26 protein-coding genes are annotated in these 26,076 nt (G+C 72.5%); 12 read left to right on the plus strand and 14 right to left on the minus strand.

Going from position 1 to position 26,076, the window contains the following annotated elements:
• Positions 1-232 precede the first annotated feature (232 nt).
• Positions 233-1,036, plus strand: a complete 804-nt coding sequence (locus QNO09_RS06060) for a putative protein N(5)-glutamine methyltransferase (RefSeq protein WP_283969000.1) — start codon at positions 233-235, stop codon at positions 1,034-1,036.
• An 18-nt stretch (positions 1,037-1,054) separates the two neighbouring features.
• Here the strand turns inward: QNO09_RS06060 and QNO09_RS06065 are convergent, their stop codons facing one another.
• Positions 1,055-3,133, minus strand: a complete 2,079-nt coding sequence (locus QNO09_RS06065; protein WP_283969001.1) for a SpoIIE family protein phosphatase — start codon at positions 3,131-3,133, stop codon at positions 1,055-1,057.
• A gap of 249 nt (positions 3,134-3,382) precedes the next feature.
• Here QNO09_RS06065 and QNO09_RS06070 point away from each other — a divergent pair, with 249 nt between their 5' ends.
• Positions 3,383-3,751: a hypothetical protein gene (locus QNO09_RS06070; RefSeq protein WP_283969190.1), complete on the plus strand. Its 369-nt coding sequence runs from the start codon at positions 3,383-3,385 to the stop codon at positions 3,749-3,751.
• 7 nt (positions 3,752-3,758) lie between these two features.
• Here the strand turns inward: QNO09_RS06070 and QNO09_RS06075 are convergent, their stop codons facing one another.
• Positions 3,759-4,928, minus strand: a complete 1,170-nt coding sequence (locus QNO09_RS06075) for a M20 family metallopeptidase (protein WP_283969002.1) — start codon at positions 4,926-4,928, stop codon at positions 3,759-3,761.
• A 97-nt stretch (positions 4,929-5,025) separates the two neighbouring features.
• Here QNO09_RS06075 and QNO09_RS06080 point away from each other — a divergent pair, with 97 nt between their 5' ends.
• Positions 5,026-7,041, plus strand: a complete 2,016-nt coding sequence (locus QNO09_RS06080; protein WP_283969003.1) for an FAD-dependent oxidoreductase — start codon at positions 5,026-5,028, stop codon at positions 7,039-7,041.
• Positions 7,042-7,070: 29 nt separating this feature from the next.
• On the plus strand, positions 7,071-7,631 hold the full coding sequence (locus QNO09_RS06085) for a PadR family transcriptional regulator (RefSeq protein ID WP_283969004.1): 561 nt from the start codon (positions 7,071-7,073) through the stop codon (positions 7,629-7,631).
• Positions 7,632-7,740: 109 nt separating this feature from the next.
• Here QNO09_RS06085 and QNO09_RS06090 read toward each other — a convergent pair whose 3' ends face one another.
• A complete protein-coding gene (locus QNO09_RS06090; RefSeq protein WP_283969005.1) occupies positions 7,741-8,283 on the minus strand; it encodes a hypothetical protein in 543 nt (180 codons plus the stop codon).
• A 169-nt stretch (positions 8,284-8,452) separates the two neighbouring features.
• On the minus strand, positions 8,453-9,379 hold the full coding sequence (locus tag QNO09_RS06095; RefSeq protein ID WP_283969006.1) for a fibronectin type III domain-containing protein: 927 nt from the start codon (positions 9,377-9,379) through the stop codon (positions 8,453-8,455).
• A 467-nt stretch (positions 9,380-9,846) separates the two neighbouring features.
• Here QNO09_RS06095 and QNO09_RS06100 point away from each other — a divergent pair, with 467 nt between their 5' ends.
• Entirely contained in the window at positions 9,847-10,650 is an 804-nt protein-coding gene (locus QNO09_RS06100; RefSeq protein WP_283969007.1) for a glycoside hydrolase family 75 protein, read from the plus strand.
• A 178-nt stretch (positions 10,651-10,828) separates the two neighbouring features.
• On the opposite strand, the gene QNO09_RS06105 is transcribed toward QNO09_RS06100, so the two are convergent.
• Genes QNO09_RS06105 through dhaK form a run of 3 tightly spaced genes read right to left on the minus strand, consistent with a single transcriptional unit; the run spans position 10,829 to position 12,873 of the window.
• Positions 10,829-11,239: a PTS-dependent dihydroxyacetone kinase phosphotransferase subunit DhaM gene (locus QNO09_RS06105; RefSeq protein ID WP_283969008.1), complete on the minus strand. Its 411-nt coding sequence runs from the start codon at positions 11,237-11,239 to the stop codon at positions 10,829-10,831.
• The gene (gene dhaL, locus QNO09_RS06110) at positions 11,232-11,831 is read right to left on the minus strand and encodes a dihydroxyacetone kinase subunit DhaL (protein ID WP_283969009.1); all 600 of its coding nucleotides are present in this window, start codon (positions 11,829-11,831) and stop codon (positions 11,232-11,234) included. The genes QNO09_RS06105 and dhaL overlap by 8 nt, the downstream gene beginning before the upstream one ends.
• A gap of 49 nt (positions 11,832-11,880) precedes the next feature.
• The gene (dhaK, locus tag QNO09_RS06115) at positions 11,881-12,873 is read right to left on the minus strand and encodes a dihydroxyacetone kinase subunit DhaK (RefSeq protein ID WP_283969010.1); all 993 of its coding nucleotides are present in this window, start codon (positions 12,871-12,873) and stop codon (positions 11,881-11,883) included.
• A 289-nt stretch (positions 12,874-13,162) separates the two neighbouring features.
• Here dhaK and QNO09_RS06120 point away from each other — a divergent pair, with 289 nt between their 5' ends.
• Positions 13,163-13,525, plus strand: a complete 363-nt coding sequence (locus QNO09_RS06120; RefSeq protein WP_283969011.1) for a hypothetical protein — start codon at positions 13,163-13,165, stop codon at positions 13,523-13,525.
• Positions 13,526-13,582: 57 nt separating this feature from the next.
• Here the strand turns inward: QNO09_RS06120 and QNO09_RS06125 are convergent, their stop codons facing one another.
• The 3 genes from QNO09_RS06125 to QNO09_RS06135 form a co-directional block, all read right to left on the minus strand.
• Positions 13,583-13,960, minus strand: a complete 378-nt coding sequence (locus tag QNO09_RS06125; RefSeq protein ID WP_283969012.1) for a hypothetical protein — start codon at positions 13,958-13,960, stop codon at positions 13,583-13,585.
• Positions 13,957-15,669, minus strand: coding sequence for an aa3-type cytochrome oxidase subunit I (ctaD, locus tag QNO09_RS06130; protein ID WP_502962250.1), 1,713 nt, complete (start codon positions 15,667-15,669; stop codon positions 13,957-13,959). Before ctaD ends, QNO09_RS06125 begins: the two co-directional genes overlap by 4 nt.
• Positions 15,670-15,809: 140 nt before the next feature.
• Entirely contained in the window at positions 15,810-16,457 is a 648-nt protein-coding gene (locus tag QNO09_RS06135) for a hemerythrin domain-containing protein (RefSeq protein ID WP_283969014.1), read from the minus strand.
• Between the two features lie 302 nt (positions 16,458-16,759).
• Between QNO09_RS06135 and QNO09_RS06140 the strand changes: the two genes are divergently transcribed.
• Positions 16,760-17,854: a carboxylate-amine ligase gene (locus tag QNO09_RS06140; RefSeq protein ID WP_283969015.1), complete on the plus strand. Its 1,095-nt coding sequence runs from the start codon at positions 16,760-16,762 to the stop codon at positions 17,852-17,854.
• 19 nt (positions 17,855-17,873) lie between these two features.
• Here QNO09_RS06140 and QNO09_RS06145 read toward each other — a convergent pair whose 3' ends face one another.
• Positions 17,874-18,224: a hypothetical protein gene (locus QNO09_RS06145; protein ID WP_283969016.1), complete on the minus strand. Its 351-nt coding sequence runs from the start codon at positions 18,222-18,224 to the stop codon at positions 17,874-17,876.
• A 188-nt stretch (positions 18,225-18,412) separates the two neighbouring features.
• Here QNO09_RS06145 and QNO09_RS06150 point away from each other — a divergent pair, with 188 nt between their 5' ends.
• The 3 genes from QNO09_RS06150 (at position 18,413) to QNO09_RS06160 (ending at position 21,647) form a co-directional block, all read left to right on the plus strand.
• Positions 18,413-19,696, plus strand: coding sequence for a PP2C family protein-serine/threonine phosphatase (locus QNO09_RS06150; RefSeq protein WP_283969017.1), 1,284 nt, complete (start codon positions 18,413-18,415; stop codon positions 19,694-19,696).
• 149 nt (positions 19,697-19,845) lie between these two features.
• A complete protein-coding gene (locus tag QNO09_RS06155) occupies positions 19,846-21,045 on the plus strand; it encodes a hypothetical protein (protein WP_283969018.1) in 1,200 nt (399 codons plus the stop codon).
• 11 nt (positions 21,046-21,056) lie between these two features.
• On the plus strand, positions 21,057-21,647 hold the full coding sequence (locus QNO09_RS06160; protein ID WP_283969019.1) for a hemerythrin domain-containing protein: 591 nt from the start codon (positions 21,057-21,059) through the stop codon (positions 21,645-21,647).
• A gap of 66 nt (positions 21,648-21,713) precedes the next feature.
• Here QNO09_RS06160 and QNO09_RS06165 read toward each other — a convergent pair whose 3' ends face one another.
• Positions 21,714-22,256, minus strand: coding sequence for a DUF6174 domain-containing protein (locus QNO09_RS06165; protein WP_283969020.1), 543 nt, complete (start codon positions 22,254-22,256; stop codon positions 21,714-21,716).
• A 271-nt stretch (positions 22,257-22,527) separates the two neighbouring features.
• On the opposite strand from QNO09_RS06165, the gene QNO09_RS06170 reads away from it, so the two are divergent.
• Both QNO09_RS06170 and QNO09_RS06175 read left to right on the plus strand, forming a co-directional pair.
• Entirely contained in the window at positions 22,528-23,625 is a 1,098-nt protein-coding gene (locus QNO09_RS06170) for a winged helix DNA-binding domain-containing protein (RefSeq protein ID WP_283969021.1), read from the plus strand.
• A gap of 75 nt (positions 23,626-23,700) precedes the next feature.
• Positions 23,701-24,282 carry an Rv1733c family protein gene (locus QNO09_RS06175; protein ID WP_283969022.1) on the plus strand — a complete coding sequence of 194 codons (582 nt, stop codon included), beginning with the start codon at positions 23,701-23,703 and terminating at the stop codon, positions 24,280-24,282.
• Positions 24,283-24,333: 51 nt separating this feature from the next.
• Here the strand turns inward: QNO09_RS06175 and QNO09_RS06180 are convergent, their stop codons facing one another.
• On the minus strand, positions 24,334-25,581 hold the full coding sequence (locus QNO09_RS06180) for a cation:proton antiporter (protein WP_283969023.1): 1,248 nt from the start codon (positions 25,579-25,581) through the stop codon (positions 24,334-24,336).
• Positions 25,582-25,587: 6 nt separating this feature from the next.
• Positions 25,588-26,073: a cation:proton antiporter regulatory subunit gene (locus QNO09_RS06185; RefSeq protein WP_283969024.1), complete on the minus strand. Its 486-nt coding sequence runs from the start codon at positions 26,071-26,073 to the stop codon at positions 25,588-25,590.
• Between the last annotated feature and the right edge of the window lie 3 nt (positions 26,074-26,076).

The following is a 26,076-nucleotide window of genomic DNA, read 5'->3' on the forward strand; positions in this document are numbered from 1 at the left end:
TGGTTGCATGACTCAACCACCTGCCGGGCGGGCGGCCGATCGCCGTACCGGGCGGCCTGCCCGTCGGGTAGGGTTGCCGTCCGGCCGGGGAGGGACCCCGTCGTCGGAAGCCGAGGAGGTGAGCCCCATCACCGCTGTGTCAGCTCGGGTGCTCTCCTCTCGATGTCGCGCGGATCGCCGGTCGTAGGCGATCGCCGGAGCGCCCTTCGGCTCCCGAAAGGCTACTGGCCGCATGCCGTCCGTCTCCGCACTTCCCCCGTCCGGCCCCTCCTCCCGTGACTCCGTCGTCGCCGCCCTGCGCGCCGCGGGGTGCGTCTTCGCCGAGGACGAGGCCGAGTTGATCCTCACCGCCGCGCGCACCCCGGCCGAGGCCGTCGCCATGGTCGAGCGCCGTGTCGCGGGCCTGCCCCTCGAACTCGTCGTCGGCTGGGCCGAGTTCCGGGGTCTGCGCATCACCGTCGCCCCCGGGGTCTTCGTGCCCCGCCGGCGCACCGAGTTCCTGGTCGAGCAGGCCCTGGAGCAGGCGCCCGACGCCACCGTCGTCGTCGACCTGTGCTGCGGCTCGGGTGCCGTCGGAGCGGCGCTGGCCGCCGCCCTCGGCCGCGTCGAACTGCACGCAGCCGACATCGACCCGGCCGCCGTACGGTGCGCCCGCGGCAACGTCGCCGCCGCGGGCGGCCATGTCCACCAGGGTGATCTGTTCGAGGCGCTGCCCGCCGCGCTGCGTGGCCGCGTCGGCATCCTCGCCGCCAACGTGCCCTACGTGCCCAGCGACGAGATCGGGCTGCTGCCCCTGGAGGCCCGCGACCACGAGCCGCTGGTCGCCCTCGACGGCGGTACGGACGGCCTCGACGTACTGCGGCGGGTCGCGGCCGAGGCGCCCCACTGGCTCGCTCCCGGCGGCTGCGTCCTGGTGGAGACCAGCCGGCACCAGGCCCCGGCCGCCGTCGACACCTTCGAACGCAACGGCCTCACGACCCGGCCGGCCGTGTCGCGGGAGTGGAACGCCCAGGTGGTGATCGGCGTCCGGGCGTAGGACCCGCCACCCGAGCCCTCAAGCCGGTGCGGTCGCCCGTGCGATGAGCAGGGCCACGTCGTCGAAGTTGTCCGGCTCGTGCAGCGTGCGCAGGAGGAGGTCGCAGACCTCCTCCAGTGGCCGGTCGGGTCCGTCGAGCAGGGAAAGCAGCGTGTCGAGCCGTTCGTCGAGCGGGTCGCGCCGGGTCTCGACGAGGCCGTCGGTGTAGAACACCAGCCGGTCGCCGGGTTCGAGGTCGACGGTGGTCGTGGAGAAGGCGACACCGCCCACGCCGAGCGGCACCCCGGTCGGCAGGTCGAGCAGCTCCGGCGGCCCGCCGGCCCGGACGCGCACCGGCGGCAGATGTCCGGCGTTGGCGATCCTGCACTGCCGCAGATGCGGGTCGTGGACGGCGTAGACGCAGGTCGCGATGGACTGCTCCAGGCCCGCGGTGATCTTGTCGAGGTGCTCCAGGAGCACGTTCGGGTCGAGATCCAGGGAGGCGAGGGTGTTGGTCGCCGTGCGCAGCCGCCCCATGGCCGCCGCGGCGGGGATGCCGCTGCCCATCACATCGCCCACGACGAGCGCCGTCTTGCCGCCGTCCAGCGGGATCACGTCGAACCAGTCGCCGCCGACCTCACTCGTCGCCCCGGCCGGCTGGTAGCGGGAGGCGACCTCCAGCCCGCCCGTCACCGGCGGATGGCTGGGCAGCAGGCTGCGCTGGAGCGTGAGCGCGGTCTCGCGAGCGCTCTGGTACCAGCGGGCGTTGTCGATCTGCACGGCGGCCCGGGCGGCCAGCTCCCGCGCCAGCATCAGGTCGTCCTCGCCGAACGGCAGCGGATTGCGGGTGCGCTTGAGATCCAGGGCGCCCAGCACCTCGCCGCGCGCGATCAGCGGCACCGCCAGATAGGAGTGCACCCCGGCCCGGCCCAGCAGTTCGGCCGCCTCGGAGGAACGGGCGATGTGGTCCAGGTCCTCGCCCTTGACCTCCGGCAGCATCACCGGGGCGGCCGTGCGCACGCACTGGGTGACAAGCCGGTCGGGGGCGTACCGGGCGACCTGCCCGGGAGGGTCGGCCGCCTCCAGCGCCTCGGCGGAGTCGTACCCCTCGACCGCCAGCGCCCGGATCACGGCGGCCTCGGCCGGGCCGAGGCTCGTGCGCCGGCCCTGCACCACCGCGTCCAGCAGGTCGACGGCCGCGATGTCCGCGAGCTCCGGCACGGCCACCTCGGCCAGCTCACGGGCCGTGCGGTCCAGATCCAGCGTGGTGCCGATCCGGCCCGAGGCGTCGGCGATCAGGGCCAGCCGCCGCCGCGCCGCCTCGGCCTCGATGCCCGCCCGGTACTGGTCGGTGACGTCGACGATCGACACGGCCACGCCCAGGATGGTCCCGAAGGCGTTCTCCAGCCGGTACAGCGAGACCGACCAGGCGTGGTCCTCGTGCGGGTCGGCCGGGGTGCGGCCGATCGTGGCCTGGTCGACGACCGGTGTGCCCGTCTCCAGTACCCGGCGCGTGGCGGTCTCCAGGGCCTCGACGTCCATCCGCGGCACCACCTCGCGGACCGTGCGGCCGAGGTGCTCCTCGGCCGGCACGCCGTTGATCTCCTCCAGTGCCTTGTTGACCGAGACGTACCGCAGCTCGGTGTCCAGCACGGCCAGCCCGATCGGGGACTGCGCGATCATCCGCGTCGACAGCGCCACCTCCCGCTCCAGACGGTGCACGGTCGTCTGGTCGGCGCACAGCCCCAGCGCGTAGACGTCGCCCTGGTCGTCCAGCAGCCGCATGTTGCGGAACTCCACCAACCGCGTGCCGCCGTCCTTGCGGCGGATCGGGAAGGCCCCCGCCCAGCTCTGCCCGGTGCCCATGACGTCGGCGAACAGCTTGACCACGAGGTCGACGTGCTGCTCGTGGACCATGATGCGGGCGGCGTACTGCCCGAGCGCCTCCCGGGCCTCGTAGCCGAACAGTTCCTCGGCCTGCGGGCTCCACAGCACGATGCGGCCCTCGGCGTCCAGGACCACCGAGGCCACGCGCAGCACGTCGAGCAGGCCGCTCGGGCGCACGGATCCGCGTACCGGACCTTCGGCCCTGGACTCGAAAGACCCGGCTGCATTCATCCCACGCCCCGCCTTCGCCGTCCTCACGGCACGCCGTCGTGTGCCGACACCCCATGTTCTACCGCGCGGAGCCGTTGCCCCGAGGCCCCTTCCGCCACCTTCCACCATCTCCCACCCCGGCGCGGGCTGCCCGCAACGCGTCACCGCGGAGTGGGCACCGCCGGTAGTGCTCGCCGGAAGGTGGTGCTTTGCTGGGGTAGGGGCGGATACGGCATGTGGTGGCCGCGAGAGGAGCGATTCACGATGGCGATGGACCACGAGCGACCGCACCCGCACTCCGTCTCGGTGGAGATCAGCGGGTGCAGCAAGCACGACGCCCGGATCGTGTTCGACGCGCTGTGCTCCTGCTTCGAGTCCGACCGGTGCGCCGACGACGTGCCCGAGGACCTGCACGAGACCCGCCCGACCGTCTGGCTCGGCACCTTCGACGTCGCCGACGAGCACGAGGGCGCGCGGCCGGTCCACCTGTCGTCCTCCGTGGAGGCCGACCTGCACGGCGGTTACTGGGCGATCGAACGATTCCGCACGACCCTGGACTCGCTGTTCGACGTGCACGATCTGAGCACGGCCTCCGGCGACCAGGAGAAGGAGCTGCACGTGCGCCTGCAGAGCAGGTGAGCGCCGCTCACCGCGTCAGCAGGTCCCGGACGGCACGCCGGTAGACGGCGTGCACCGCGGGCAGCTCCGCCAGGTGCACGAGTTCGTCCACGCCGTGCAGCCCCTCGTGGGGCAGGCCGAAACCGGCCGTGGCGGGGATGCCCTCGCCCGCCAGGAGATTGCCGATGTTCGACGGGCCGGCCGTCCTGGCCCGCACCCGCAGTCCCTGCCCGGCCGCGGCGCCCAGGAGCGCGGCGGCCGGCTGCTCGTCCCGCGCCAGCCGGTACGGCGGCCAGGACGCCACCGCCGTGACCTCGGTCGGCCGCGGGGACGGCAGCTCCCCGTCCAGTCCGGTCACCGCCGCTCTGACCAGGTGCTCGGCGGCGCGGGCGTCGAAGTCCGGCGTGGTGCGGACGTCCACGCCGATCTCGCAGCGGTCCGGGACGACGGAGAAGCCCTCACCGCCGTGGCAGTAGGTCACCGTCAGCTTCGGCGGCAACGGGAATGCCCCGCTCGCCCCGGGCAGCGGGGTTGCGTCCAGCAGCCCTACGAGGCGTGCCGCCCGCGACACCGCGCCGAGCACGGGCCGGCGCGACCCGGAGTGCCCCGACGTCCCGTGGACGGCGATCCGGGCCCGCCACAGTCCGCGTCCGCCGACCACGACCTCGTCGAAACCCGGGTAGCCGATCATCACCCCGGCCGGGCGGACCGCGTCCGGGTCGGCGAGGTAGGCCCGGGCGCCCCCGAAGCCACCCGTGTGCTCGTCGGCGTCGAGCAGCACCGCGAGTCCGCCGCGCAGTCCGGCGGCCCGGCCGTGCACCTCGGCCGCGAGGTGGCAGAACAGGGCGGCGGCGAGCTTCGAGTCGGCTGCGCCCCGGCCCCGCAGCCGGCCGTCGACGACGTCCCCGGCGGTGGGCGGGAAGGACCAGGCCGTCTCGTCGCCGTAGGGGGCGGTGTCGACGCACGCGTCCAGGGCCCACCAGGGCCCGGGCCGGCCGCCCGCGATCTCCACCAGCAGCGCGACCGGGCGGCGCGCGCCGTCGTGCAGTCGGCGGTTCGGCAGCCCGTGGCGGGTGAGCCAGTCCTCCAGAACCGCCAGGACGGGTGCGCATTCGTCGAGGCCGGCCCGGCTCGGGCGGCGGATGAGCTCGCCCGCGAGATCCACCACCGCGGACAGCGGCCCAAGGTCCCTGGTCATGCCCCTACTGTGCCCTCCATCACCTTGTGCAACTAGTTGCATAAACCGTCGGTAGTCCTCTACAACTACAGGCACGACACCGCGCACGGAGGGCCCGATGAGCCGTTACCCGCACCTGCTGACCCCCCTCGACCTGGGCTTCACGACCCTGCCCAACCGGGTCCTCATGGGCTCCATGCACGTCGGCCTGGAGGAGGCGGAGGGAGGCTTCGCGCGCATGGCCGCCTTCTACGCCGCCCGCGCCCGCGGCGGAGTGGGCCTGATCGTCACCGGCGGCATCGCCCCGAACGACGAGGGACGGCCCTACGAGGGCGGCGCCAGGCTCACCACCGAGGCGGAGGCCGAGCAGCACCGGGTCATCACCGACGCCGTGCACCGCGAGGGCGGGCGGATCGCGATGCAGATCCTGCACTTCGGCCGGTACGCCTACCACAAGGACCTCGTCGCGCCGAGCCCGGTCCAGGCGCCGATCAGCCCCTTCCCGCCCCGCGAGCTCACCGACGCCGACATCGAGCGGACGATCGACGACTACGCCCGCGCCGCCCGTCTCGCCCGGCAGGCCGGCTACGACGGCGTCGAGATCATGGGCTCCGAGGGCTACCTCATCAACGAGTTCATCGCCCGGCAGACCAACCAGCGCGCCGACCGCTGGGGCGGCTCGTACGAGAACCGCACGCGCTTCCCGCTGGAGATCGTGCGCCGGGTGCGCGAGGCCGTCGGCGAGGACTTCATCGTCATCTACCGGCTCTCCATGCTCGACCTCGTCCCGGGCGGCTCGACGCTCGACGAGGTCATCACCCTCGCCAAGGCCGTCGAGGCCGCCGGGGCGACGATCATCAACACCGGCATCGGCTGGCACGAGGCCCGCATCCCCACCATCGCGACCTCCGTGCCGCGCGGCGCGTACACCTGGGTGACCAAGCGGCTCATGGGCGAGGTGTCCGTCCCGCTCGTCACCACCAACCGCATCAACACCCCCGAACTCGCCGAGGAGCTGCTCGCCGAGGGCGCCGCCGACATGGTGTCGATGGCCCGCCCCATGCTCGCCGACCCCGACTTCGTCACCAAGGCCGCCGCCGGCCGGCCCGAGGCGATCAACACCTGCATCGGCTGCAACCAGGCCTGCCTCGACCACACCTTCAGCGGTCTGATCACCTCCTGCCTGGTCAACCCGCGTGCCTGCCACGAGACCGAGCTGGTGCTCTCCCCGACCCGGCTGCGCAAGCGCGTCGCGGTCGTCGGCGCCGGTCCGGCCGGGCTGGCCTGCGCGGTCTCGGCCGCCGAGCGCGGGCACGAGGTGACGCTGTTCGACGCGGCGAGCGAGATCGGCGGGCAGCTCAACGTCGCCCGCAAGGTACCCGGGAAGCAGGAGTTCGACGAGACGCTGCGCTACTTCCGCACCCAGCTCGACTGGCACGGCGTCGACATCCGGCTGAACACCCTCGTCACGGCCGCGGACGTCGACGGCTTCGACGAGGTCGTCGTCGCCACCGGCGTCACCCCGCGCACCCCCGAGATCCCGGGCGTGGACCACCCCAGCGTGGTCGGCTACCTCGACGTCCTGCGCGACGGCGCCCCCGTCGGCGACCGGGTCGCGATCCTCGGCGCGGGCGGCATCGGCTTCGACGTCGCCGAGTTCCTCACCGACGGCGGCGACAAGGCCCACGAGGACCCGGCGACGTACTTCCGCCAGTGGGGCGTCGACATGGACTACCGCGGACCCGGCGGACTCGCCGCGCCCGAGCGGCCCGCCCCGCCGCGCACCGTCCACCTGCTCCAGCGCAAGACCTCCAAGGTTGGCGCCGGCCTCGGCAAGACCACCGGCTGGATCCACCGCACCGAGCTCAAGCACCGCGGCGTCACCATGGTCCCGGGCGCGCGCTACGACCGGATCGACGACGCCGGACTGCACATCACCGTCGGCGAGGAGAGCACGGTCCTGGAGGTCGACACCATCGTGCTGTGCACGGGCCAGGAGCCGCGCCGCGGCCTGTACGAGGAGCTGCTCGCCGCCGGGCGCAGCACGCACCTCATCGGCGGTGCCGACGTGGCGGCCGAGCTGGACGCCAAGCGCGCCATCAAGCAGGGTACGGAGCTGGCGGCCGCCCTCTAGTGCGGGTTTCGCGTCCCTAGGATGAGGTCATGTCACTCCCGCACGCGATCCTCACCGCCCTGCTCGAGAAGCCGTCGTCGGGGTTGGAGCTGACGCGCCGGTTCGACCGGTCGATCGGCTACTTCTGGTCGGCGACGCACCAGCAGATCTATCGCGAGCTCGGGAAACTGGAGGCCGACGGCCTCATCAGGGCCCTGCCGTCCGAGCAGCCGGCCCGCGGGCAGAAGAAGAGCTACGAGGTCCTGCCCGCGGGCCGCGCCGAGCTGGCCCGCTGGACCTCCGCATCCCAGGACCCCAAGCCGCATCGCGACACGCTGCTGCTGCGGCTCAGGGCGGCGGCCGTGGTCGGCACGGCGGGTCTCGAAGCCGATCTGCGACGCCATCTGGAGCTGCACGAACGGCAGTTGGCGGAGTACGAGGAGATCGAGAAGCGCGACTTCCCACCCGACCGGGACAGCGCCGAGGTCCGGCTGCGGCACCTGGTGCTGCGGGCCGGCATCGATCTGGAGACCTTCTGGACCCAGTGGCTCAGGCGCGCGCTGACGGACTTCGCCGAACTCCCGGACGGCGGCCCGGCCGAGCCGGCTTGAACGAGGGCGAGCCCGACGGGGCACGGCCGCCGGTCCGGCGCGATCACGACATGACGGCGGCCCGCCCGACCGGAGCGCTTCGGGAGAGCGGGCCGCCGTCCGTACCGGGTCAGAGCCGGTACGGCTTGTTGCGCCGGCGCAGGTACCAGGCCGTCCCGAGGAGGCCCGCGCCGACCAGAGTGCCGCCCGCCACCAACGTGATGGTTCCGTAGTCCGTCGTGCTGCCGCCGACCCCGCCCATGACGCCGCGGGACGGCGAGACGGAGGGGGAGGCGGTCCGCGAGGGGGAGGGGGCGGTGGAGACCACGACGGACTGGGTGCCCGCGGTGGTGCCGTCCGAGCAGACGACGATGACGGTGTACGTCCCCGGGGAGACGCCCGACCAGGCGGCGGACTGACTGGTCGTCGTCCCCGACAGGGTCACCTGGCGGCCCTGGGCGAAGCTGCCCTGACTGCTGGTGAGAAGCGAGGCGCTGCCCCAGCTGCCGTTGATCTGGGTGCACGAACTGGTCGTGACCGACACCGTGGACCCCGTGGTTCTCACGGAGATGCCCGGGTCCGCGACAGCGGGCACCGAGGCCAGGGCGAGGGGCAGCGCGGCAGCGGCTGCCACGGTCAGGCCGGAGCGGAGAACTGGCGATGAGTTGCGCATGTGGACTGCCCTCCGGCGGCACGGTTGGCGGTACATCCTTGCGCCGCCGAGGGTCGGGGAACGTCCGTGCTGCCTCTGGGTCAGCCAAAGCGCCCGCGGCCCCTTCCGCACCCCGAGCGCCCCCGTGCAGGTGACGGCTCCCGCTCCGGCCGACGCCCCGAGAGGCGGGTCAGCGCCCCGAGCCCGTCGTCACCGCCCGCTCCGCGGAGAAGCCTCCCCACCTGCCGTCCGGCAGCATCGCCCGGATCCGGACCCGGTGGGTGACACCGGCCTTCCGCCCGGCGTAGAAGCTGTAGGTGGCCCGCTCGCGCGGGGCGTCGCCGCCGTACACCAGGGACGTGGCGGGCCGGCCGTCCAGATGGATCTGGTACTCGGTGACCGCGCCGTCCACGCGGGGCGGCACCCAGTCCAGGTCGAGGTGGTACGCCCCGTCCTCGCGGTGGCTCGTCGCCCGGAAGCCGGTCGGGGCGGTGCCGCGGCCGTCATCCGTGCCCGGAGTGGTGAGCCGGACGGCGGCGGTGGCGGGGGAGACGTTGCCTGCCGCGTCCCGGGCCCGGATCGTGAACGCGTAGTCCGTACCGGGCCGCAGCCCCGTGAGCACCGTGGCCGTCTGGCCGCCGCCCACACTGTGGATCTTCGTGCCTCCCTGGTGGATGTCGTACGACACCACGCCCCGGTCGTCCGTCGAGGCGGACCAGGACAACTGGGCCGCCCGGCTGCCGGCCGCCCGGCCGTCGGGTGCGGAGGGGCGGGTCGGCGCGGAGCGGTCGTCGGCGACGACGGCAGGTGTCCGCGTCCGGACCTCCGCACTGCGCGGCCCGAGCCGCCCGTCGGCGTCCCGTGCCCGTACGGAGAAGACGTACCGCGTCGCGGGCCGCAGCCTGGTGACATCCACCATGTGCCGCGACGCCGGCACCTCCTCGACCTTCGTGGTGCCGCGATACACCTCGTAGACGGAGGCCCGGGCGGTCGCGTTCCACATGACGTGCACGCTCGTCGCGCTGCCCGCCGCGGCGGTGACCCCCGTGGGCGCGCCGGGCGCACCACCGTCGTTCCCCTCCTCCGCTCCGGCCCAGCCGCATGATGCGACCAGCACGAGCGTTCCGCAGAGCGCCAGGTGGCGCGGGAGGGACGGGGGGACGGAACGGCTTCGCACGACACTGCCTCCCGGGGGCGGCACGCAGGAATGGTCCGGACCAATATGACGCCGTTGGCGCGACCACATCAAGAGGGCGTTCCGGCCGGGCACCGGATGTCGCTGCCGAGGGCGCCACCGACGCCGTGTGTGACCACCCGGGAGAGTTACGTATGCTGAAGTCCCTCACGGCCGAACTCCTGGCGGACACCAGGGTGTTCGGGCCTGTCGCGCGGACCGCTGTCGTCGCAGATCCCGCGCCGGCGCGGGCGGCCGGGCGGCCGGAGTCCTACGCGGACTCAGGCCCCCGGCCCCGGTCGGAGGTTGGGGACATGCACCGTCCGGCCCTCCAGAGGTGGCCGGGTGCTCGCCCCGGGGCCATTTTGGGCTGAGGCCCCGTCAGGTCCCCGAGGAGAGGCTCCCGTATCGTGCGTGTCCAGTCGCTCACGCTGGCCGCGGCCAGCGCCGCCCTGCTCGCCCCGACCACGCCCCCCGCCGCCCCGACCACGCCCCCCGCCGCCCCGACCACGCCCCCCGCCGCCCCGACCACGCCCCTCGCCGTCCCGACCACGCCCCTCGCCGTCCCGACCACGCCCCTCGCCGTCCCGACCACGCCCGCCGTGTTGCGCGAGAGCGCCGTGAGCGCCGCCGGCCTGCTCGCCAAGGTGCGGGACTGCACTCCCGTCTCCCGTGGTCGCTACCGCAGCGACAACGGCGCACCCGCGACCATCCCGGTCTGCGGCACTCGGGACGCCGTGTTCTGGAAGGCGGACATGGACATCGACTGCGACGGCCGCCCCGGCCCCCGCTGCAACCACCGCACCGACCCCTACTTCGCCGCGAGCACCGCCTACGCCCAGTCCGACGGCCGCCCGTTGAGCGCCGAGCACCTGCCCTACGTCGTCGTACCCGCGCCGAGCGGCATCTGGGACTACCGGGACCACGGCATCGGCGGCGGTTCGGTGGTGGCCGTCGTCTACCGCGACCGGGTGCGCTACGCGGTCGTCGGCGACACGGGCCCTCAGGGCATCATCGGCGAGGCGTCCTACGCCACCGCCGAGGCCCTCGGCATCCGCCCCGACCCGCACGGCGGCGGCGTCCCCTCCGGCGTCACCTACATCGTCTTCAAGAACACCAAGGTGTCGCCCATCGAAGACCACGCCGCGGCCGTGACGGCGGGGGAGCGGGCGGCGAAACGGTTCATCGACGGGAGCGGGCCCGGCGGACGCTGACCAGGCGGGGACGGAACGGCACAGGGCGGCGTCCTCTGCGGTACCGAGGGCGCCGCGCGGGGTGGCGGTGGGAGCCGGATCACGGCCGAGCGGACCGGAAGGACTGACGCGGCGTCACGAGCACGCCGCGGCCGGGCACACCGCCGATCCGGCGTGCGTGCCCGGCCGCGCTCGCCGCTCACACCTTCCGGTAGGTGTACGCCTCAGTGGCGGCCGCCTCCACCGCCGCCAGATCGGCACCGGTGGACGCCGTGACGACCGCGGCCACGGCCCCCTCCACGAAGGGGGCGTCCACCAGCCGCGTCCCCTCGGGCAGTTCGTCGCCCTCCGCGAGCAGCGCCTTCACGGTGAGCACCGCGCTGCCCAGGTCGGTCAGCACGGCGACTCCGGCACCGCGGTCGACGGACGCGGCCGCCGCAGCGATCAGTTCGGAACTCGTACCGAGCCCACCGCCCTCGGTGCCGCCCGCCGGAGCGACGGGCACCACCGGGCCGGCGCCCGCGAGCCCCTTCGCCAGCTCGGCGACCGACGCGGCCACCTGCGCGCTGTGCGACACCAGCACGATCCCCACCAACGGCTCGTCACTCACCGGCGGCCTCCGCGAGTCCGGCGATCAGCAGCGCCGACGAGGTGGCACCGGGGTCCTGGTGGCCGATGCTGCGCTCGCCCACATAGCTCGCCCGGCCCTTGCGCGCCTGCAAGGGTGTCGTCGCCACGGCGCCCTCCTCCGCGGCGGTGCGGGCCGCCGCGAACGAGTCGCCGAGCGCCTCCACCGCGGGCACCAGCGCGTCGATCATGGTCTTGTCGCCCGGGGCGGCGCCGCCGAGCGTCATGACCGCGTCCACCCCCGCCCGCAGGGCCTCGGCCAGCTGCTCCGCGCTGACCTCGCCGGCATCGCCCAGCGCCTTGCCGGTACGGCGCAGCAGCGTCCCGTACAGCGGCCCCGAGGCGCCGCCGACCGTCGAGATCAGCTGGCGTCCGGCCAGGGTCAGGACGGCGCCGGGCGTGCCCGGAGCATCCTTCTCCAGGACGGCCACGACGGCCGTGAACCCGCGCTGGAGGTTGCTGCCGTGATCGGCGTCCCCGATGGGGGAGTCGAGGGCGGTGAGCCGTTCCGCCTCGCGGTCGACGGACGCGGCGGTCACCGTCATCCAACGGCGGAAGAAATCGGCGTCGAGCACTGGATCTCCTTGCCTGGTAGGTACCTGGTGATCCTCTACCCCCTGTGAGTCACACGCCCCAGCGCAGGCCCGGGGTCTTCACCGGCGCGTCGTACAGCCGCAGCAGCTCCTCGTCGACCTGGCACAGGGTGAGCGAGGCGCCCGCCATGTCCAGCGAGGTGACGTAGTTGCCGACGAGGACGCGGGCCACGGGGACGCCGCGCTGGGCGAGTACCCGGTGCACCTCGGCATTGAAGCCGTACAGCTCCAGCAGGGGCGTCGCACCCATGCCGTTGACCAGGACCAGCACCGGATTGCGCGGCTGGAGGTCCTCGACCACCGCCTCGACGGCGGCCTCGGCGATCTCGCCGGAGGTCATCATCACCCGCCGCTCACGGCCGGGCTCGCCGTGGATTCCGATGCCCAACTCCAGTTCCCCGGGCGGCAGATCGAAGGTGGGGCTGCCCTTGGCCGGCGTGCTGCAGGCGCTCAGCGCGACACCGAAACTGCGGGAGTTCTCATTCACCTGCCGGGCGATCGCCTCGACCCGCTCCAGCGACATGCCCTCGGCAGCGGCGGCACCCGCGATCTTCTCCACGAACAAGGTCGCGCCCGTACCGCGCCGCCCCGCCGTGTACAGACTGTCGGTCACCGCCACGTCATCGTTGACCAGCACCTTCGCGACCTGGATGCCCTCGTCCTCGGCCATCTCGGCGGCCATGTCGAAGTTGAGCACGTCACCGGTGTAGTTCTTCACGATGAACAGCACACCCGCCCCGCTGTCCACGGCGGCGGCCGCGCGCAGCATCTGGTCGGGCACGGGGGAGGTGAACACCTCGCCCGGACAGGCCGCCGACAGCATGCCGGGGCCCACGAAACCACCGTGCAACGGCTCGTGCCCCGAACCTCCGCCCGAGACGAGCCCCACCTGCCCCGCGACCGGGGCGTCCCGCCGCACGATCACCCGGTTCTCCATGTCCACGGTCAGCTCCGGGTGGGCGGCCGCCATGCCGCGCAGCGCGTCCGCGACCACGCTCTCCGGGACGTTGATCAGCATCTTCACGGGTACCTCCTGGTGAGCCTGGTCACTGTGCTCTGGCCTTCATTTTTGCAGTCCAGGATGGGCGAGGCCAGTTGTCGACCTTGGCGGTCGGCGACCGCTTCCGCGGTCCTCGGTGACGGTACGTCAGGCCGAGGCGACCTGGCGCATCACGGGGCCGAGCACGCCCGGCACCGGACGGGTGCGTGGTGATGAACCCCTCTAGACATCCGATCTATTTGCCGGTCACGATGTTCGCGCCGTCGATTGGCACCGATGTGGCGTCGCAGATGCACACCGTCGCGAGGGCGCCATGGGTCCGGCCCACGCGCAGGACGCCGAGCGGGAGGCCGCCCGTATCCGGCCGGTGATCGAGCGGCTGTGGGAGCAGCGGACATGGGACCCCGTGACCCTACGTACGGCCCTGCTGCGGCTCGGCTACCGGGAGGAGCGCGTCACGCAGGACGGCAAGCGTCTCGGCGGCAGGCTCACCGTCACGACGATGTCCCCGCGCTGGAAGGACGACGGCTACGTCACACCCGAGGGCACACGAGTCGCCCTGCGCGTCCACGACGACGCCTGCGTGTCGGCGTTCGTGCAGAAGTCGAACTTCGAGGTGCGGACCAACGGCCCGTACCCGGAGACGGGCTGCTTCGAGCCGCCCTACGGCCACTGAACGGCACGATCACCACGCCGTGCCCCGCGAGGAGGGGCAAGGCCGTCCGGCCGGCCGTCAGCGGGTGAGCACACCGGCCGCCAGCGAGCCCGCCCCCGCGGCACAGGCCAGCACCGCGCAGGCGCCCGCCGCGTGACGCCGCAGCAGGGCGCTCCGCAGCTCGGCATAGCGGCTCTCGTACTCCTGCCGCAGTTCGTCGGCCCGTCGCACGGTGCCGAGCATGAGCCGACGGGTGACATCGAGGCGCCGGTGGACGTAGTGGACGGTGACTTCCTCGGCTTGGGCCGTGGTCAGCCACGGCAGCCGCGCGCAGAGTTCCTCGGCCTCGCGCTGCGCCTGGTCGCGGTGGGCGTGGGCGAGAAGGTAGCCCTCGGTCTCGTCGGCCAGAACGCTGCGCGGCTCACCGCCCGGTGCCTCGTTCCTGCCGCGTCTCACCGCCGTTCGCCCTTGTGCCCCTCGGCGTCGAGCACGTCGCGCTGCCCGGTGTTCGCCGCCTCGTCGATGCTCGCCAGGTCCGGGTGGCGCAGGTCGAAGGCGGGCGACTCGGAGCGGATCTTGGGCAGGGTGAGGAAGTTGTGGCGGGGCGGCGGGCAGGACGTGGCCCACTCCAGGGAGCGGCCGTAGCCCCAGGGGTCGTCGACCTCGACCTTCTCGCCCCTCTGGGCGGTCCGCCACACGTTGTAGAGGAAGGGCAGGGTGGAGAGGCCGAGCAGGAACGCGCCGATCGAGGAGACGGTGTTGAGGGCGGTGAAGCCGTCGGCGGCGAGGTAGTCGGCGTAACGGCGGGGCATGCCCTCGGCGCCGAGCCAGTGCTGCACCAGGAACGTCGTGTGGAAGCCGATGAACAGCGTCCAGAAGTGAATCTTCTCCAGCCGGTCGTCGAGCATGGTGCCGGTCATCTTCGGCCACCAGAAACTGAATCCGCCGAACATCGCGAACACGATGGTGCCGAAGAGCACGTAGTGGAAGTGGGCGACCACGAAGTAGCTGTCGGTGACGTGCCAGTCCAGTGGCGGGGACCCCAGGATGACGCCGGTCAGGCCGCCGAAGAGGAAGGTGACCAGGAAGCCGAGCGCCCACAGCATGGGTGGTTCGAACGACAGCGAGCCACGCCACATGGTGCCGATCCAGTTGAAGAACTTCACGCCCGTCGGCACGGCGATCAGATACGTCATGAAGGCGAAGAACGGCAGCAGGACAGCGCCGGTGGCGAACATGTGGTGCGCCCACACCGTCACGGACAGTCCACCGATGGCGATGGTGGCGCCGATCAGCCCGGTGTAACCGAAGATCGGCTTGCGGGAGAAGACGGGGATGATCTCGGTGATCACGCCGAAGAACGGCAACGCCAGGATGTAGACCTCGGGGTGCCCGAAGAACCAGAACAGGTGCTGCCACAGGATCGCCCCGCCGTTGGCCGGGTCGAAGACCTGGGCACCGAACCTGCGGTCCGCCTCCAGCACCAGCAGCGCGGCGGCCAGCACCGGGAAGGCCAGCAGCACCAGCACCGACGTGAGCAGGACGTTCCACGTGAAGATCGGCATCCGGAACATGGTCATGCCGGGGGCGCGCATACAGATGATGGTGGTGATGAAGTTGACCGCGCCGAGGATGGTGCCGAACCCGGACAGCGCCAGCCCCATGATCCACAGGTCGCCGCCGACCTGCGGCGTGCGCACCTCCAGGCTCAGCGGGGTGTAGGCGGTCCAGCCGAAGTCCGCGGTGCCCTGCGGAGTGAGGAAGCTGCCGATCACGATCAGGCCGCCGAAGAGGAACAGCCAGTACGAGAGCATGTTCAGCCGTGGGAAGGCCACATCGGGTGAGCCGATCTGCAGCGGCATGATGGCGTTGGCGAACCCGGCGAAGGTGGGTGTCGCGAACAGCAGCAGCATGATCGTGCCGTGCATGGTGAACGCCTGGTTGTACTGCTCACTGGAGACGATCTGCAGCCCCGGCCGCGCCAGCTCCGCCCGGATGACCATCGCCAGCGCCCCGGCGACCAGGAAGAACCCGAACGACGTGATCAGGTACAGGTGCCCGATCTTCTTGTGATCGGTGGTCGTCATCCAGGAGACGATCACCTTCCCCCTGCCGCGGCGCTCCACCGCGGGTACCGGCGCAACCGGTTCAGTGTGTGTCGCCATCAGTTCCTCGATCGGCAGCAACGGTGCTCGGACGGTCATCCGGCCGGGAGGAACCTATTCCTTCTGATTCGTCGGCGTTGTCTGTAACCGGGCTTTCTGAGCCGAATGGTGGAATGATCCATTCGACCGGGCGGTGGCGGTCAATGCCGTTTGCACAGGACCGCGGCGACGGCGGCGGATGCGAGGAGACCGGCGAGTGCGGCCGGGATCTTCTTCGTCACGGCCGAGGGAATGCTGAGCCCCAGCCCGTCGCACAGCCGGCCGTAGAGGCTGAGCGGCACGCCCAGAAGCGCGTTGCCGGGTGGGCGTCGCGGGACGACCGGGTGGGGATGTGTGGGCGCGCTCATGCGCACCGTCTCCCAGGCGGTACCCGGCCGACGCAACCGAGCGGTGTCCAGGCTCTCCTGCAGCCGGGGCAGGACCAGGTCCTCCTCGTCCCGGATGTCCTGGCGGATCGGTGCGAAGACCCGCCGCACCTTCTCCTCGCGCTCCGGACTGCCGGGTGTCATGCGCTCGACGCCGGCGACCAGATCGTTGACCTGCTGATGCTCCTCCTCCACACGCGCGGTCAGTTCCTCACCGTCCGGCACCGAGCGCCGCACGGCCGGCCACAGCACGGTCTCCTCCGCGAAGGCGTGGCTGAAGACGAGCTGGACGACCTCCTTGAGGACCCGCTCGCGCTCCGCGCCGTCGGTGAGGATCCGGTAGCGCTCCATGAGCCGGTCCATCTCCGCGTGATCACGCCGTTGCCGGGCGAGAACGCTGCCCGGACCGCCCAGTTGCTCCACCGTCCGCTCTTCGATCGTCCCGGGCGTGAACCGCTCCCTTCCGCGCGCCGGCGAGGACCTCCGGCACCGTGACGGCGGTCACCGAACCGCCGTCGCGCGAGTACCCCGCCCCCGAGGACGGCACCCCGCCCGCAGCGGACACGGTGCAGCCGGTTTCCTCGTCTGTGTCATGTTTTGTCTGCCCGTCGGCGCGGCACTCGGGACGTACACGAGCGCACCCCGAAGGGTGACCGTCGCTGCCTGAGGGACGTCTACGGGGCGCGGTATCCGGCCCGGCCGCCGGGCGGAACAGAGGGTGGTCGATGACGACGATCGGCGTGGAAGAGGAGTACCTGCTGCTCGATCCGGTGACGGGCCTGCCGGTACCTCAGGCGGACAAAGTCCGCGCCGCGGCGGGCGTGGGGCATCTGGTGACCGACCAGGAGGTGCAGTCCGAGCTGCTCCAGGCGCAGGTCGAGGTGGCCACCCCGGTCTGCCGCACCCTGGAGGAGGTGGGCGGCCATCTGCTGCGTCTGCGGCACGCCGTCGGTGTGGCCGCCGAGGAGCACGGTTGCCGGATCGGGGTCTGCGGGACACCGCCGCTCCGGCACGGCCGCCCCATCGCCGTCACCGACCAGGCCCGCTACCGCGCCATGGTCGCCCAGGCGCCGCAACTGGTGGCCGAGCAACTGGTCAACGGCACCCATGTGCACGTCGCCGTGCCCGACCGGGAGGCCGGTGTGCAGGTGCTGAACCGGATCCGCGCCTGGCTGCCGACCCTGACGGCCATGGCCTCCAACTCTCCGCTGTGGGACGGCCACGACACCGGCTTCGCGAGCTGGCGCACGGTGATCTTCAGTCGGTGGCCGGTCAGCGGCGTGCCCCCGCACTTCCGGGACGCCGCCGACTACGACCGGCGCGCCGAACGGCTGCTCGAAGCCGGCCTGATCTCCGACACCGGACAGCTCTACTGGCAGGCCCGCCTGTCCGCCGCCTATCCGACCGTCGAGGTGCGGTGCCTGGACGTCCAGCTGCGGGCGGACGAGGCGGTCATGTTCGCCGCGCTCATCCGGGCTCTGGTGGAGACCGCCCTCGCGGAAGCGGCGGCCGACACGCCCGCGCCCGACTACGCGCCGGAACTGCTGCAGGCCGCCATGTGGCACGCGGCCCGGCACGGGCTCGGCGACACCCTGGTCGACCCCGGCGGCACCGCGCACCGGGCCGGAGACGTGCTCTACGAGTTCCTGCGGCACGTCGCCCCGGCGCTGGACGCGTCCGGGGACACCCGTCAGGTCACGTCCCTGATCCACCGGCTGTTGCAGGACGGCACCGGCGCGGACCGGCAGCGCGCCGCCCTCGCCCAAGGAGGTCTGCGCGCGGTCACCGAACTGATCAGCGCCCAGAGCACGATGCCGTGACGCCCCGCGGAACCGTCCCTCAGGCCGCCGCGGCGAACGCGGCGGCGACAGCGGTGTCGGCACGGGCGTGGACGACCAGTCGCGTGCCGACGGTGTCGGCGTCCGCCTCCAGCGCGCGCCGGGTGGGCGCGCTGTGCGTGGCCACCGACATCAGCGTCCCCAGCCGGCTGCACAGCCGGTGCACGCGCAGGACCACGCTGACCACCGCGTCCTGAGCGGCCGGCTCGTCGAGGAGAACGACCACCGGCGCCGGCCGGAAGGCCTGGACGAGGTCACTGATCTTCGTGAGGAGCGCGGCACGCCCGCCGACCCCGGGGTCCTGGTGGATCGTGATCACGAGGACTCCGCGATCGAGAGAATGGGAAAGCAACACGGCCTGGGTGCCTCCGTTTCCTCTGTCGGCGGGACGTTCCGCCGTGGAAGTACCCGAAGCCGGTCCCTCGAAGCCTCCCGGTGCCGATACCTTTCCGACCCCACCCGGCGCCGGATGCGCGCACCGGGTCCTGAGAGGGCGTTTCGCGGGTAGTCGTCCGGTGCGACGATCGGAGGTGAACGCTGATGGAGCGGAGCGGGGAGGGCGGTCGGCGGATGCTCGCCGACCTGCTGGACGCCAGTCACCTCATGCCCATCGAGCTGCTTCCGGCCAAGGCGACCGAGTGCGCACGCGCGGCCTCCTTCCGCCAGGTGCTGATCTACGTGGCGGATCTGCAGCGCACCGTCCTGCGGCTGCTCCCGGGCGACGCCGCCCAGGGACACGAGACGGAGCTGCCCATCGAGGGGACGGTCGCCGGACGGGCCTACCAGTACACCGACGTCCTGCCGGCCGCGCCCCCGGGCGGCGGGGTGTCCGAGTGGTGGGTCCCGCTGCTGGACGGTACCGAGCGCCTCGGGCTGTTGCGGGTGAGCAGCGAACACGACGACGCCGCGGCCCGCGCGGACATGCAGGCGCTCGCGGCGCTCGTCTCACTGATCATCGTCAGCAAACGGGGCACCAGCGACGCACTGGCCAGACTGGTGCGCGCACGGCCGATGAGCGTGGCCGCGGAGATGCAGTGGAACCTCCTGCCGCCGCGCACCTACGCCGACGGAAGGGTCACGATCTCCGCGTCCCAGGAACCGGCCTACGACATCAGCGGTGACGTCTTCGAATACGCCGTCGACGGGCCCCTGGTCCATCTGACGGTCTTCGACGCGATGGGGCACGACACCGCCGCCGGACTGTCGGGCGCCCTCGCCCTGGGCGCCTGCCGCAATGCCCGACGCCAGGGCGCGGGCCTCGTCGAGAAGGCGGAGGCCGTCGAAGCCGCCCTCCTGGAGCAGTACGACCACCAGCGCTACGTCACCGGAATCCTGGCCACTCTCGACACCCGCACCGGCGTCCTGCAGTGGGTCAACCGCGGTCACCACGCGCCGATCGTCATCCGCGACAACCGCTGGGCCGGCCGGCTCTCCTGCCGGCCGGCCCACCCGATGGGCACCGACCTCGGGCTGCGCAGCACCGTGTGCGAGGAGCATCTCCAGCCGGGCGACCGGATCGTTCTCTACACCGACGGCATCACCGAGGCGCGCCGCTCCGGGGGTCGGGAGTTCGGCCTGGCGCGCTTCACCGACTTCCTCATCCGCCACCACGCCGACGGCCTGCCCGTCCCCGAGACACTGCGCCGCCTCATCCAGGCCGTCCTCGAATACCACGACGGCCGACTCCAGGACGATGCCACCGTCCTGCTGTGCGAGTGGATCGGCCCCCACCTGGAGCCGGCCGACACCGCTGCCGACCTGACCGGCCTGTCGACGAACGGCCCCTGTGACGACAGCGGACCGGCGGGAGACGCCGTGCGGTGAACACCCCGTGCGGTGAGCACCCACTTGGGGTGCGAACGGTGGCTGGAAAACGACCCGGCCGAAACAGTGGGAGAAAGAACGTGTTCTCGTCGGCCCTGGCGGGGCACTCCGTCGGCGCGCGAGTTTCTTCATCCCCCAGGAGACCGTCCATGACCTTCAACCCCCTGGAACAACGCGGTATCCCGCTCGACCGTCAGGTCCGCAACTGGCGCGAGCTGAACGTCACCCCGATCGATCCCGATCACTGCGACCCCTACACCCGTTGCCGCATCATCGCGATGAACGGCATCGAGGTCGAGGCGATCATGTTCAGCCACCAGCTCGCCCGCAACACCGTCGACCCGGAGGTGAAGCGGCAGCTGGCCCAGACCCGCTACATCGAGGCACAGCAGCAGAAGGTCGTGAACTGGCTGCTGCCGGGGGTGTCGTCGGTGCTGGAGACGACGATCGCCTACGAGCAGGTCGCGGTGGATCTGACCGCGTGGGTGGCGCGGATGGAGCCGGATCCGTATCTGAAGCAGGCGTACCAGTTCGGTGTGCTGGAGGACTTCGACCACCTGTACCGGTACGCGAACCTGTACGAGATGATCGAGCACCGCAAGGCGGAGTCGATCGTCGAGGGCCTGACCGAGGTGATGCCGGGCCGGCCGACGAAGTACCACCACCGCCACCCGGCCGACAACGTGCGTGACCCGTACGACAAGGACCGGACGAACCCGCTGTCGAAGCTGCACGCGTTGACGATCATGTCGGCGGAGCAGCAGACCATGAACTTCTACATGAACACCGGCCCCACCTACATGGAGCCGATCGCCCGGCAGCTCTACCAGGAGATCGGCCTGATCGAGGAGGAGCACGTCACCCACTACGAGTCGCTCGTCGACCCCGGGGAGACGTGGTGGGAGCAGCTGGTCAACCACGAGTACAACGAGTGCTACCTGTACTACTCGTTCATGGAGCAGGAGAGCGACCCCAAGGTCAAGGCGATCTGGGAGCTCCATCTGAACCAGGAGCTGGAACACCTGCACATCGCCTGCGACCTGATGCGCCGCCACGACGGCCGCGACCCCGAGTCGGTGCTGGCGCCGGAGCTGCCGAACGTGCTCACCTTCGAGCCGAACAAGCAGTACCTGCGGGAACTCCTGGACACCCAGATGGACCTGACCACGCTGGGCGCCGGTTACGTACGTGAGGCGCACGAGCGGTTCGAGAAGATGCAGGAGCAGCTCCACGGCGGTGAGGAGCCGCCCAGCGAGCGGGTCATGGCCCAGCACGACGAGATGTTCGGCCGCGAGTACCGCGTCGAGACCGAGGGCGAGCACCCCGACCCCGCGATGCGCGAGAAGTGAGGCGGCCGACCATGCCCGAGATGCACACCCCCCAGGCAGGCGACGACCGGGCGGCGGACACCGACGTGGTGGCCCTCCTCATGCGCCAGCACGGCGACATCCGCAACCTCTTCGACGAGGTCGAGCAGAGCCAGGGCGAGGAGCGCCGCGAGGCCTTCCGCCGCCTGGTGCGGCTGCTGGCCGTGCACGAGACCGCCGAGGAGGAGGTCGTCCATCCCTTCGTCCGCCGCAACGTCACCGGCGGTGAGCAGGTCGTGGAGGACCGGCTGGCCGAGGAGCGGGCGGCCAAGGAAACCCTCGTCGCCCTGGACGAACTGGACACCGACGACCCGAAGTTCATGCTTCAGCTGACGCAGCTGCGCAAGGACGTGCAGGAGCACGCCCGGGCGGAGGAGCGCTACGAGTTCACGCACATCCGCCGGAGCACCGACGCCGGCCGCCTCGCCTCCTTGGCCAAGGCCGTGAAGGCCGCCGAGGCCATGGCGCCCACCCGCCCCCACCCGGGTGTCGAGTCCGGCGCGGCCACTATGGCCCTCGGTCCGGTCGCGGCCCTCGTGGACCGCACGAAGGACGCGGTCCGCAAGGCGATGGGCAAGGACTGAGCCCCGACCACCGCGGCCGGCCGGCCGCAGGTGATGGCGCGCTCGGCCGCGAGGAGCCGGACCGCGTCACGACGCCGGGCGGGGTTCGGCCGGATCCCCGGCGCGCCGGCCGTCCGCCGGCGCGTAGGCGCTGATGGTGTAACGCGCCTCGTCGTCGACCGCGTTCTCCTCCCAGTCCAGGACGATCCGCACCGGATGGCCGTCGCCGGGTGCGTACTCCGCCTCGGCCGTGTCCGCGCCGCCTTGTCGCGCCTGCTCCAGCTCCCTGAGGAGTTCGCCGAGCGCGGGCACGGCGTCCGGGGTGCTCTCGACCGCGCGGCGGCCCATGCCGTCGAGGCCCACCGCCTTCACCACGGCACCGTCGCGGACCCAGACCCGGAAGGTGCCGAGCAGGTTGCGTTCCCCTTCGCTCGACCGGAGCGTGTAGGCGTACGAGGCGGGCTCCCGCCAAAAGACGCCGCTGTGGCCCGATGCGCTCGGTGTTCCCGGGGCCGCCGAAGCCGTCGGGCTCGTCGACGTCCCGGAGCCGCAGGCGGCGACCGCGCAGATGAGGCCTGCGCTCAGCACGGCACCGGACACGGCTCGGACGGCACGGGCTGCGGCGGTCATGGTGGTGGTCCCTTCGACGACGGCTACCGCTATGACGCCGGCCGTCCGGGAAACGTTCGGCGGGGCCCGTCGACCACCGCCGCCGGCATGGTCCGGGCCGGCTCGGTCTCCTGTCCTGCTCGTGGGCGTTCACCCCGGGGCGGACGCCGGCGACCTGTGGTCGCCTGATGCGGTCATGATCTGACCGCATCCCGTGCCACCGTGAACGCGCAAGCCGCCCGGACACCCTGGACCACGGGTCGGCACACGACGCGAAGACCGAGGTGCTGCGATGACCGTTCTCGACACCCGGGCGCTCAACCGCGCCACTCTCGCCCGGCAGTTGCTCCTCGAGCGCGCCGACCTGCCGGTCCTCGACGCCATCGCCCACCTGGGCGGTCTCCAGGCGCAGGAACCCCAGGAGCCGTTCCCCGGCCTCTGGTCGCGGCTGCGGGCGTTCGACCCGGACCGGCTGTCCGACCTGCTGACCGGGCGGCGCGTGGTGCGCACCCACCTCATGCGCCGCACGGTCCATCTCGTCACCGCCGACGACGCCGTCGCCTGGCGCGCCCGCCACGACGGCATGCTGCGCCGGCGTGTGGTCGGGGTCTACCGGCGGGAACTCGACGGGGTCGATCACGGCGAACTCGCCGAGGCGGGCCGGACGGTCATGGCCGACGGCGAACCCCGCTCCATGCCCGAACTCGCGCGAGCCGTCGCCGACCGCTGGCCCTCGGCCGGGCCGCGGCCCCTCGGTGAGCTGCTGGTCGCCGCCCTCCTCCCGACGGTGCAACTGCCGCCGCGCGGGGTGTGGCGAACGAAGGCCGGCGTGCGCTACGCGCTGATGTCCTCCTGGCTGGGACGCGAGATCGACCCGCTCTCCCCGGACGGCTCCGACCCCGTGGGCCAGGCCCTCGTACGGCGCTATCTCGCAGCCTTCGGACCCGCCGCCTCGGCCGACCTGCGCGCCTGGTGCGGCCTCGCCGGGCTGCCCGCCGCGGTTTTCGCCGTACGCGAGGAACTGGTCGCCTTCCGGGACGAACGCGGTCGCGAACTGCTCGATCTCCCGGGCGCCCCGCGCCCCGACCCCGACACCCCCGCCCCGGTGCGATTCCTCCCGGCGTTCGACAACGCGATCCTCGGTTACCACGACCGCAGCCGGATCATCGACGACGCGCACCGCCCGCTGTCCGTCGCCGGCGCCCGCGTCGTTCTGGTCGACGGCAGGGTGGCCGCGACCTGGACGGTCGAGGCCGACACCGTGCACGTCACCCCGCTGCGCCGCTTCTCCCGCGCCGACCGCGCCGCCGTCGCCGACGAAGGGCGCGCGATGGCCCGCTTCCTCTCCGGTGAGAGCGACCGGGTACGGGTCGCCGCGTCTCCCGCCTGACGCGCGGTGCGCGTCAGCCGCTGTCGGGCGCACACTGGAAGGGTGCTGCCGGTACTCACGAGGGGGTGTCGGCCGATGGGACCCGCAGAGCGCGTGACCGTGCGGTGGTGGCGGTGGCGGCGCAATGCGCTCAAACGGCGCGTCGACGTCGTCGAAGCCTGGGTCGTGCTCGGGGGCTGGGTGCTCGCCCTGCTCGGCGGACTGCTCGCCGGACTGCTGGCGGCGGGCTCGGTCGAGCGGGCCGTCGAACGGCAGCGGGCCGAGAGCCGCCAGGTCCGGGCCGTGGTCGTCGAGGACGCGCCCGGCCCGTCGCCGGCCCGCACGGCGAGCGACCACCGGGTGTGGGGCGAGGTGCGGTGGACCGCGCCCGACGGCTCGACCCACCGGGACGAGGCCCGGGTACCACCCGAGGCTCCCGCGGGGAGCACCATCCCTGTGTGGGTGAACCGCAGCGGTGACATCACGGCCCCACCGGTGTCCGGCGGCGAGGCCTGGCTGCACACCGCCATGGGCGGCGCACTCGCGGGGGCCTTCGTCGGCGGCACGGTCCTGGGAACCACCCGGCTGACCCGGCTGGCCCTGGACCGGTGGCGCCTGGCCCGGTGGGAGGCGGAGTGGGAGCGGATCGACACGCGCGGGGGGCGGAAGACGGGCTGAGGACGCCGGTGCCCGTCCCGCGCTCCGCGTCCGCCGGCCCCGGCGGCGTGGTCAGGCTCGGCCCATCGTGTCCTGGTCGTCGAGGGTCTCGTGTGCGCCCGGTGGAACCGGTGGCGTCGCCCTTGACCCGGCCGCCCGGCGCGGGCGTCCGGCCAGGCGTGTGGCCAGCGGCTCCGTCCAGCGGGCGGTCAGGGGGCCGAGCAGGACCAGGATGAGGACGTACGCCGTGGCCAGGGGGCCGAGCGAGGGCTCGATGCCGGAGGTCACGGCGAGCCCGGCGATGACGATGGAGAACTCGCCGCGGGCCACCAGCGTGCCGCCGGCCCGCCAACGGCCCCTGGGCCCGATCCCGGCGCGGCGCGCGGCCCAATACCCCGTGGCGATCTTCGTGGCGGTGGTGACGGCCGCCAGGGCGAGGGCGGGCAGCAGGACGGGCGGAATGCTCGCCGGGTGGGTGTGCAGGCCGAAGAAGACGAAGAACACGGCGGCGAACAGGTCGCGCAGCGGCGCCAGCAGAGTCGTCGCGCCCTCGGCGACCTCGCCCGACAGCGCGATGCCGACCAGGAACGCGCCCACCGCGGCCGACACCTGCAACTGCTGGGCGAGACCCGCGACCACGAGGGTCACGCCGAGGACGACCAGCAGCAGCTTCTCCGGATCGTCGCTGGAGACGAAGCGGGAGACGTGGCGGCCGAAACGCACCGCGAGGACCAGCACCAGGGTCAGCACGCCCACGGCGATGGCCAGGGTGATGCCGCCCGCGGCCAGACCCACCCCGGCCAGCAGGGCCGTGACGATGGGCAGGTACACCGCCATGGAGAGGTCCTCCAGGACCAGGATGCTGAGGATGGCCGGTGTCTCACGATTGCCCAGCCGCCCCAGGTCGCCGAGGATCTTGGCGATGACGCCGGAGGAGGAGACCCAGGTGACACCGGCCAGGACGACGGCGGCGACCGGGCCCCAGCCGAGCAGCAGGGCCAGCACCGCGCCCGGCAGGGCATTGAGGACGGCGTCGATGAGCCCTGCGGGGTAGTGGGTCCTGAGGTGGGAGACCAGGTCGGTGGCCGTGTACTCGAGGCCCAGCATGAGCAGCAGGAGGATGACCCCGATCTCGGCGCCGACGGCGACGAAGTCCTCGCTGGCGCCCAGCGGCAGCAGCCCGCCCTCCCCGAACGCGAGCCCGGCCAGCAGGTAGAGGGGGATCGGCGAGAAGCGGAAGCGCCCGGCGAGGCGGCCGAGCAGCCCGAGCCCGAGGATGAGACAGCCGAACTCGATCAGGAAGACCGCGGAGGAGTGCATGGCGGGTCACTCCCGCCCGAGTATCGCGGCGGCCGCCTCCACGCCCTCGCGGGTCCCGATGACGATGAGGGTGTCGCCACCGGCCAGCCGGAAGTCCGGGGCGGGGGAGGGGATCGCCTCCGCCCGGCGCAGCACCGCCACCACGGACGCGCCGGTGTCGGTACGGATCCGGGACTCGCCCAGCAGCCGCCCGCTGAAGTGAGCGGAGGCGGGCAGCTCGATCCGCTCGGCGACGAGCCCCAGGTCGGTGGTGGACAGCAGATTCGGGGTGTGGTGCGCCGGCATCAGGGCGTCGACGAGGGTGGTGGCCTCCTCCGACGTCAGCCGCACCGAGAGGTCGCAGGCGTCCGGGTCGTCCTCGCGGTAGGCGCTGATCGTCCGGTGCCCGTCGCGGTGCGCGACCACCGACAGGCGTCGGCTCTCCCGTGTCGTCAGGTCGTAGCGGACTCCTATGCCCGGCAACGGGGTGCTGCTGAGGCGTGGCGCGCCCATCTC

Source organism: Streptomyces sp. 378 (genome assembly GCF_030124145.1).
Classification (GTDB): Bacteria; Actinomycetota; Actinomycetes; order Streptomycetales; family Streptomycetaceae; genus Streptomyces.

Excerpts from the sequence above, each read along its gene's own strand:
- QNO09_RS06075 (WP_283969002.1), bottom strand. The coding sequence starts at position 4,928 with ATGACCAGGGACCTTGGGCCGCTGTCCGCGGTGGTGGATCTCGCGGGC.
- QNO09_RS06140 (WP_283969015.1), top strand. The coding sequence starts at position 16,760 with ATGACGACGATCGGCGTGGAAGAGGAGTACCTGCTGCTCGATCCGGTG.
- QNO09_RS06185 (WP_283969024.1), bottom strand. The coding sequence starts at position 26,073 with ATGGGCGCGCCACGCCTCAGCAGCACCCCGTTGCCGGGCATAGGAGTC.
- QNO09_RS06155 (WP_283969018.1), top strand. The coding sequence starts at position 19,846 with ATGACCTTCAACCCCCTGGAACAACGCGGTATCCCGCTCGACCGTCAG.
- QNO09_RS06065 (WP_283969001.1), bottom strand. The coding sequence starts at position 3,133 with ATGAATGCAGCCGGGTCTTTCGAGTCCAGGGCCGAAGGTCCGGTACGC.
- QNO09_RS06080 (WP_283969003.1), top strand. The coding sequence starts at position 5,026 with ATGAGCCGTTACCCGCACCTGCTGACCCCCCTCGACCTGGGCTTCACG.
- QNO09_RS06090 (WP_283969005.1), bottom strand. The coding sequence starts at position 8,283 with ATGCGCAACTCATCGCCAGTTCTCCGCTCCGGCCTGACCGTGGCAGCC.
- QNO09_RS06175 (WP_283969022.1), top strand. The coding sequence starts at position 23,701 with ATGGGACCCGCAGAGCGCGTGACCGTGCGGTGGTGGCGGTGGCGGCGC.
- QNO09_RS06180 (WP_283969023.1), bottom strand. The coding sequence starts at position 25,581 with ATGCACTCCTCCGCGGTCTTCCTGATCGAGTTCGGCTGTCTCATCCTC.
- QNO09_RS06160 (WP_283969019.1), top strand. The coding sequence starts at position 21,057 with ATGCCCGAGATGCACACCCCCCAGGCAGGCGACGACCGGGCGGCGGAC.
- QNO09_RS06165 (WP_283969020.1), bottom strand. The coding sequence starts at position 22,256 with ATGACCGCCGCAGCCCGTGCCGTCCGAGCCGTGTCCGGTGCCGTGCTG.
- ctaD (WP_502962250.1), bottom strand. The coding sequence starts at position 15,669 with ATGGCGACACACACTGAACCGGTTGCGCCGGTACCCGCGGTGGAGCGC.
- QNO09_RS06085 (WP_283969004.1), top strand. The coding sequence starts at position 7,071 with ATGTCACTCCCGCACGCGATCCTCACCGCCCTGCTCGAGAAGCCGTCG.
- QNO09_RS06120 (WP_283969011.1), top strand. The coding sequence starts at position 13,163 with ATGGGTCCGGCCCACGCGCAGGACGCCGAGCGGGAGGCCGCCCGTATC.
- QNO09_RS06150 (WP_283969017.1), top strand. The coding sequence starts at position 18,413 with ATGGAGCGGAGCGGGGAGGGCGGTCGGCGGATGCTCGCCGACCTGCTG.
- QNO09_RS06070 (WP_283969190.1), top strand. The coding sequence starts at position 3,383 with ATGGACCACGAGCGACCGCACCCGCACTCCGTCTCGGTGGAGATCAGC.
- QNO09_RS06170 (WP_283969021.1), top strand. The coding sequence starts at position 22,528 with ATGACCGTTCTCGACACCCGGGCGCTCAACCGCGCCACTCTCGCCCGG.
- QNO09_RS06060 (WP_283969000.1), top strand. The coding sequence starts at position 233 with ATGCCGTCCGTCTCCGCACTTCCCCCGTCCGGCCCCTCCTCCCGTGAC.